The sequence below is a fragment of the Synechococcus sp. R55.3 genome, from assembly GCF_047461975.1.
In the GTDB taxonomy this organism is placed as follows: Bacteria; Cyanobacteriota; Cyanobacteriia; order Thermostichales; family Thermostichaceae; genus Thermostichus.
Genome location: NZ_JANSIG010000134.1, coordinates 1 through 4161 on the forward strand (window position 1 = coordinate 1; position 4161 = coordinate 4161).

Sequence of the window (4161 nt, forward strand, 5' to 3'; positions counted from 1 at the left end):
ATTGTCCTGGTGCCTATGGCGATGTGGAACCACGCCGACCCATCCCGAACTCGGACGTGAAACGCATCAGCGGCGAACCTACTGGCAGGGCGACCTGCTGGCAACCTAGCTCGGTGCCAGGCCCACCACCGCCCCCCATCACCGGGGGGTTATTTACTGAGTAAAAGTTGCGGCTATGGTCGTCTCAGGCTAGGGTGATAGGTGTGGGTGCAGTGTTCTAGTTGGAAACTGTCGAGCTTTTATAGCCGTTGACTACCCTACCGCTGCTAGCAAAGCTACACAAAGCCGCCCTGGAAGGGCGGGGCTTTGGATCCAGTTTTTTGTAACCTCGGCCTCTTGCGCTACTCCCGAACGGCGCCCTGCAGGCGTGCGCCCCAGGTGCGAGCAAAGCGCAGGTCAGCCCCAACTAGATTGGCATCGCGCAGATCGGCCCCCCGCAAGTCCGCGCCGTACAGGGATGCAGAAGAGAGATCGGCCCCCCGGAGGTTGGCCCCCCGCAAATCCGCTCCCTCCAGGTAAGCGCCACTCAGGTTGGCTCCGCTCAATTGGGCCCGTCGCAAATTGGCTCCCACCAGGTAGGACTGGCTGAGATCGGCACCTGTCAAGATGGTGCGCTCCAAATTAGCCTCGATCAGATCGGAGCCGCTGAAATTGGCTTCCGCCAGATCCAAGTTGCTCAGCTCAATGGATCCCAGGCGGCAATTAGGACAGGTTCGGGAAGCCGTGAGGTAGCGCATGAAACAAGAGTTGTAGGTTGTGGCTGCGGCAGTGGAAGCCAAGGCCGCCGTGGTCAGCAGTGCCCAAATGGCGGGAACTTTGAGATTGAGGTTCATGGTTACCAAGCCTCGCAATTTTGAAGGTTTAAGTGAAGGGACACAGCAGAGCGGGGTTGTTCTGCGTTGGTCACATGATAGTGGCATCTGCCGACTTCGGCCACTCCACAGGTTTGTCTGGCCCACCTGATAACAAGCTCTCTTAAGGCGCGATGGCGTTTGGAGTCCTATCGTCCCGAAGCTGCCGGGCCGTTGCCAACACTGGGAAGGGGTGGATCTCTCAGCAGCGGTTGTACCCAATGCCAAGACAGTTGCCCCAACCCCACCAAAACCCCGAGTATTGCCGAGGAAGTCAGGACGCGATCCCAGCGGATTTCCCGCCAGTCGGCAGGGTTGGTGTTTGGCCTTCTTGGGTTGAGCTGGGATCCCTTCCCGGCAACAGGAAGCGGGCGATGGCGCAAAAAGTGCCCACAGCGGCGACAGCGATAATCGGAGTCGGGGTTGAGCCAAGAGCAGTCTGGGCAGCGGAGCATGGGAAGGCCAGGGATCCCATCCTGAAGCGGTGGTGCAACCAGTTACAGTACGCCGTCATGATGATAGTATCGAAGACTTCCAGGGTCAGCCTGAGGGGATCAATTCTGCTCAGATCTCTCTGGATTGTGGGCAAGATTTGGGGCATCTTCGGGAGAGACACTTACTACAGGATCCCTGTCTGGGCGAGAAGCCCCTTTCAGAATCGGTGAGCATTGATCAGCGCCCTATGCAGATCTACTTAGAAAACATCTGTAAGCGCTATGGCCGCCGTGAGGTGGTGAGCGACGTCAGCCTGAACATTCAGCAGGGGGAGATCGTCGGGCTGCTGGGCCCCAATGGGGCGGGGAAAACCACCACGTTCTACATTATGACCGGCCTGATCCAGCCGAACCGAGGCCATGTCTGGTTGGATGACCAAGATATTACCCACCTGCCCATGCATCGTCGTGCCCAATTGGGGATCGGCTACCTGGCCCAGGAGCCGAGTATTTTTCGTCGCCTCAGCATTCAAGACAACCTGCTGCTGATCATGGAGCAAACAGGGGTGCCCCGTCGCCTTTGGCAGCAGCGGCTCAACCAACTGCTGGAGGAGTTTCGCATCGCCCATGTCGCCCACAGCTTGGGCCTACAGGTATCAGGGGGGGAGCGTCGCCGAGCGGAGATCGCCCGTGCCTTGGCTGCTGGGATCCACGGGCCGAAATTTCTGCTTCTGGATGAACCTTTTGCGGGGGTGGATCCCATTGCGGTGGCGGATATTCAGGAGGTGGTGGCCAAGCTGAAGCAGCGGGGCATCGGCGTGTTGATTACCGACCACAACGTGCGGGAGACTCTGGAGATCACCGATCGCGCCTATATCCTCAACGACGGGGCAATCCTGGCCAAAGGCACTTCTGCTGAGTTGGCAGCGGATCCCTTGGTGCGCAAGTATTACCTAGGAGAGAAGTTCCGCCTCTAGCGCCAAGAGTACAGAGCCCGCAGACGTTGGCTTTTCTTGTGTTGGTGGGTCTGCATACGGGCCAGCAGCTCATCGAGGAGGGCGACCGCCTCCAGCAAATACTGGCCCTTGTTGAGCATCACGCATTCGGCGCAGGCGGACATCACTGCATCGGAAAGCTCGGCTCGTGAGGGCAAACCCTCCTTGGTCAGTTGATCCAGCACCTGGGTAGCCCAAACCACCGGCACGCGGGCTGCCTCACAAATCCACAGGAGTTCCTCTTGGATCTCGCCTAAGCGCAGCCAACCCATTTCCACAGCCAGGTCGCCGCGGGCAATCATCACCCCTAGGGGCCTGCGGTTTGCGGCGGTCGCAATGAGGGCAGGCAGGTTTTTCACGGCCTGTTGGGTTTCGATTTTGAGGATCAATCCCAAGTCGGGCCGGGCCTCCAGCCGCTCCAGCTCAGAAAACAGCAGGTGCAAGTCGTCGGGCTTCTGGACAAAGGAATAGCCCACCAAATCGGCATGCCGAACCACAAAGTGTAAGTCTTGGCAGTCTTTGTCGGTTAGGGGTTGGATCTGAAGCTGGCTATCGGGGAAATTAAGGCCCTTTTGGGCCCGCAACTTCTTGCCTTGGGGGGAAATTTTTTCCACCTCCAGAACAACTCCTGCTGGCTCGACCCTCACCACGCGGGCGCCGATCTTCCCGTCATCAATCCAAACGGTTGCCCCCACCTGCAGTTGTCCCAAAATTGCCGGCAAGGTACAGGTCACTTGGCAGGAGATATCCGAGTTGACCTCGGTGACATCAGGAGTCAAAAGGATCCGATCCCCCCGGTACACTTTAGGTTTATCTGGGGGCATGACCACCGTGCCGGTGCGGATCTTGGGGCCGGCCAGATCCATCAAAACCTTGCAGGGCCGTTGGGTCTGGGCTTCAGCTCGGCGCAGATGGGCCAGCATTTTCTCCCAAACCGAGGGCTCATCGTGGGCGCAGTTGATCCGAGCTACGTCCATGCCCCCTTCCAACAACTGCAACAGCAGCTCAGGCTGCTCGGCGGCTTCGCTGGGCAGGGTCACCATGATGCGGGCGCGGCGATGGGGGGAAGGACGGCCAAACAGAGCCTCGGCGTGCTGCTCAAGTGCCGTATCCCCGGCATAAAACTCTTCATAGCTGGGCGCCGGATAGGCTAAGCCCTGAGTTGCTGCCAAAACGGCAATCACAGCATCTAGGTTTTCCAAAACCCGTGATTCACATCGCCCCAGCGACGACAGTCCGAGGGCGGCCAATTCCAACTGCAGGCTGCGCAGATCCTGTTGTCGCAGAGCCAGATACCGCGCCAGGTTATGAATGGCCGGAGGGGGGACGGTAGGGCAGCCCCAAGCAGCCAAGTAGCTCTGGGATCCCTCCACAACTTGTCGCCGCAGTTCCAGGAGTTTCTCCAGCAAACATTTGAGATCTGAGGAAGAGGGAGCCATGCTTGCAGCTTTCTGAAAGCAACCTGCCAAGCCCAATTCTAGGCTTAGGCTCATTTTTGCTCGACATAGATCGATCGATTGAGGCTATGAACCTTTCGTTCCCCGACGTTCCGGTCTAGAGTCGTTAACAAAACGTGCGGAATTCCCCACCCTCTGTAGGGTGGGGATGGATAGCACCACCGGATCGGTTGTTCGGGGGATAAAGCACTCAGAACTGGGATAGAGTGTGTCTACCCATGGCAACGAGAAGGCAGACCTTTCGACTGTATCCCAGCAAAGCTCAGGAAAAAGCTTTGTTCGAGGCTCGTCGTCTGCATTGTTATCTTTACAATGCTTGCATTGCCCATCGGGAAACCGAGTACCACCTCCACCGCCGAACGGTGACCTACCTGGAACAGCAGAACCTACTCCCCGAATTCAAGCAGGTGTGGGGGGAGTTTGC

Annotated in this window: 4 protein-coding genes, 1 rRNA gene and 1 pseudogene; 3 read left to right on the top strand and 3 right to left on the bottom strand. The window is 58.2% G+C overall.

The window, feature by feature from the left end:
* Window positions 1–5: 5 nt before the first annotated feature.
* Window positions 6–122 (top strand): 5S ribosomal RNA (rrf, locus tag NW849_RS13960).
* Window positions 123–341: 219 nt separating this feature from the next.
* On the opposite strand, the gene NW849_RS13965 is transcribed toward rrf, so the two are convergent.
* Window positions 342–833: a pentapeptide repeat-containing protein gene (locus NW849_RS13965; protein WP_414358407.1), complete on the bottom strand. Its 492-nt coding sequence runs from the start codon at window positions 831–833 to the stop codon at window positions 342–344.
* A gap of 167 nt (window positions 834–1000) precedes the next feature.
* On the bottom strand, window positions 1001–1306 hold the full coding sequence (locus tag NW849_RS13970; RefSeq protein ID WP_414358409.1) for a hypothetical protein: 306 nt from the start codon (window positions 1304–1306) through the stop codon (window positions 1001–1003).
* A gap of 227 nt (window positions 1307–1533) precedes the next feature.
* Here NW849_RS13970 and lptB point away from each other — a divergent pair, with 227 nt between their 5' ends.
* Window positions 1534–2262 carry an LPS export ABC transporter ATP-binding protein gene (lptB, locus tag NW849_RS13975; protein ID WP_414344406.1) on the top strand — a complete coding sequence of 243 codons (729 nt, stop codon included), beginning with the start codon at window positions 1534–1536 and terminating at the stop codon, window positions 2260–2262.
* Here the strand turns inward: lptB and NW849_RS13980 are convergent.
* Complete coding sequence (locus tag NW849_RS13980) at window positions 2259–3719, bottom strand: pyruvate kinase (protein ID WP_414358411.1); 1461 nt, start codon at window positions 3717–3719, stop codon at window positions 2259–2261. The genes lptB and NW849_RS13980 overlap by 4 nt on opposite strands.
* 236 nt (window positions 3720–3955) lie before the next feature.
* Here NW849_RS13980 and NW849_RS13985 point away from each other — a divergent pair.
* Window positions 3956–4161, top strand: a pseudogene (locus NW849_RS13985) (RNA-guided endonuclease TnpB family protein); the annotation flags it as partial.

Bases quoted from the DNA above. Each gene is read 5' to 3' on its own strand.
- NW849_RS13965 (WP_414358407.1), bottom strand. From the start codon at position 833: ATGAACCTCAATCTCAAAGTTCCCGCCATTTGGGCACTGCTGACCACG.
- lptB (WP_414344406.1), top strand. From the start codon at position 1,534: ATGCAGATCTACTTAGAAAACATCTGTAAGCGCTATGGCCGCCGTGAG.
- NW849_RS13980 (WP_414358411.1), bottom strand. From the start codon at position 3,719: ATGGCTCCCTCTTCCTCAGATCTCAAATGTTTGCTGGAGAAACTCCTG.
- NW849_RS13970 (WP_414358409.1), bottom strand. From the start codon at position 1,306: ATGCTCCGCTGCCCAGACTGCTCTTGGCTCAACCCCGACTCCGATTAT.